This is a genomic window from Rhodococcus sp. (in: high G+C Gram-positive bacteria) (assembly GCF_049286785.1).
Classification (GTDB): Bacteria; Actinomycetota; Actinomycetes; order Mycobacteriales; family Mycobacteriaceae; genus Rhodococcus_F.
The window spans coordinates 1-2,617 of the sequence record NZ_JBAQEO010000704.1; the positions used below are offsets into that span (position 1 = coordinate 1).

3 protein-coding genes are annotated in these 2,617 nt (G+C 66.4%); 1 reads left to right on the plus strand and 2 read right to left on the minus strand.

The features are described 5' to 3' along the window. Nucleotides 1–1,473 (plus strand): acyl-CoA dehydrogenase family protein (locus tag WAW17_RS25385; protein ID WP_422335642.1); only part of this gene is annotated, 1,473 nt, incomplete at its 5' end. 84 nt (nucleotides 1,474–1,557) lie between these two features. Here WAW17_RS25385 and WAW17_RS25390 read toward each other — a convergent pair. Next, nucleotides 1,558–2,223, minus strand: coding sequence for a TetR/AcrR family transcriptional regulator (locus WAW17_RS25390; RefSeq protein WP_422335643.1), 666 nt, complete (start codon nucleotides 2,221–2,223; stop codon nucleotides 1,558–1,560). Nucleotides 2,224–2,266: 43 nt separating this feature from the next. Continuing rightward, the coding region (locus WAW17_RS25395; protein ID WP_422335644.1) for a zinc-binding dehydrogenase at nucleotides 2,267–2,617 on the minus strand (351 nt) is incomplete at its 5' end.

The window sequence follows — 2,617 nt, forward strand, 5'->3', positions numbered from 1 at the left end:
GCCCTCGACTACGCGAAGGTGCGTGAGCAGTTCGGGCGTGCCATCGGCTCGTTCCAGGCGATCAAGCACCACCTCGCCAACATGCTCGCGACCAGTGAGCTCGCGGTCGCCGTCGCGTGGGATGCCGCCCGCGCCGGAACGGACGGTGAGCAGGCCGTCCTCGCCCTCGACGCCGCCCGCGCGCTCGCGTTCGATTCGTATGTTGCCAACGCGGAGAAGAGCATTCAGATCCACGGTGGTATCGGGTTCACGTGGGAGCACGACTGCCACCTGTTCCTCCGCCGGGCGCAGGCCCTGCGCGCACTGTTCGGCGAGCCTGTGGCCGCGCTCGATTCGATCGTCGCGTCAGGTACCGAGGGAGTGCGGCGCCACTACGCGGTAGATCTTCCCGCCGAGGCCGAGACCTTCCGTACCCAGGCCCGGGAGTTCGTCCAGCAGTACCAGGGCGCGCCGGAAGCAGATCGCCGCGCGCTGCTCGTGGACTCCGGCTATCTCATGCCGCACTGGTCGAAGCCGTACGGCCGGGCCGCGTCGCCCGTCGAGCAACTCGTCATCGACGAGGAGTTCGCCGACCTCGACCTTCCCAACCTCGGTATCGGTGCGTGGATCCTGCTCACGCTCACCCAGCACGGCAATGCCGAGCAGGTCGATCGCTGGATCCGTCCGGGTCTGATGGGCGATCTCGTGTGGTGCCAGCTGTTCTCCGAGCCCGGCGCAGGCTCGGATGCCGCGGCGGTGTCGACGCGCGGGGTGAAGGTCGACGGTGGCTGGCGGATCACCGGGCAGAAGGTGTGGACGTCCAACGCGCAGAACTGCAACCGCGGCCTGGCGACGATCCGCACCAACCGTGAGGTTCCGAAACACAAGGGCATAACGGCTGTGGTCGTCGACCTGCACGCGCCCGGGGTCACGGTACGGCCGCTGCGCGAGATCACGGGTGAGGCCGTGTTCAACGAGGTGTTCTTCGACGACGTGTTCGTTCCCGACGAGGATGTGGTCGGAGCGGTCGACAACGGGTGGACGGTTGCGCGCGCAACGCTCGGCAACGAGCGCGTGTCCATCGGCGGCGGAAGCACGGGCGGAGACGAACGCTCGGCCTACATGCTGCTCGACGTCGCCGCGAAGTACGCCGCGGGCGATGTCGCGACCACTCGCGCCGTCGCCGAGCTCGTCGCACGTGAGCAGGCCATGGGTGTGCTCAACGTCCGGAACGTGGTGCGCGCGGTGGCGGGTGCGGAACCCGGCCCGGAGGGCAGCATCTCCAAGATGCTCGTCGCCGAGCACTCGCAGCACGTCGGCGAGCTGGCACTGCGCATCGCCGGCCCGGCGGTGGTGGCCGGGGACGAGCCGCAGCTCGCATACAGCTACCTGATGTCCCGGGCCATGACGATCGCGGGCGGTACGTCCGAGGTCAACCGGAACGTCATCGCCGAGCGTGTGCTGGGCCTACCGCGCGAGCACATCGCCAACTAGGACGAGGCTCATCGGACACCGGGCGACGGGTCAGGTAGTGAGTACCTGTCCGACGCCCGGTGATCGATCGGAGCGATCGTCCGACTATGCCGGAAGAATTCCGAGCCCGGCGCGGCAGAAGCGTAGAAGCGCCCCCCGATCATCGGGGGTCGGCTGCTGATCGGTCTCCATGAAGTGCGTTGCAGTGCCGGTGACGAGGGTGTGGACGAACAGCGCCTGCCGGTCGGGATCGGCGACGCCCGCGTCCTCGAGGATCGACACCAGCAGCGCGTAGATACGCTCTCGACCCACCGGCTCGATTTCTGTTCTCTCCCTGGCAATTTGAGCCACGTTCCACTGAATGACGATACTCAGATCGGCCAGCCGCGGATCCTCGATCTGCGCGAGAACCCCGTCGATCCACGCTTCGAGCTTGTCCTGCCACGAGGACTTCTTGTCCACCCGGTGACGGAGGTAGTTGTAGACCGTCAGCATGCCCTGTTCGTAGGTTGCGACGATGACGTCGTCGCGACTGCGGAAGTGCCGATAGAACGCCTGGTTCGTGATGCCGGCCTCGCGGATGATTTCACTGACCTTCGGCACCTCGGTACAGCCCTTGCGTAACATCACCTCGGAGGTTGCCCGGATCAAGGCCCGGACCTCCGCGTCATACGCTTCTTGACGGGCAGGACGGGCGGCGCGACGTAGCTGGCGGCCCCCGGAGATCACCAAGAATTCGGTGTCGAGCGAATCGACGGGAGATGAGGACACGGTCGACTTTCACCTCCATATGACGAAGAATGCGGTTCTGAGATTAGCACGCACCGCCGAGCGCGATGACAACCTTTCCGACGGCAGCCCGGTCGTTCAAGCTCGCCAGCGCCCGGGCCACCTCGTCCAGGTCGAACACCTGCGACACCAGTGGCTTCATCCCGTCCGCCATGAGCGCTGCGAGGGCCTGCTGTGCACGCGCCGGCGCGTCCGGATGTCGTTGCGCGAGGGTACGCAGCTCGACCCCCCGAATCGTAAGGTCCTTCAACAGAACCAGATTCAACGGTATTTGCGGAATCTCACCGGTTGCATATCCCACGGTGACGAACATGCCACCCGGGGCCAACGCGCGCAGCGCCGGCTCCGCGTACTTGCCGCCGACGGGGTCGATCAC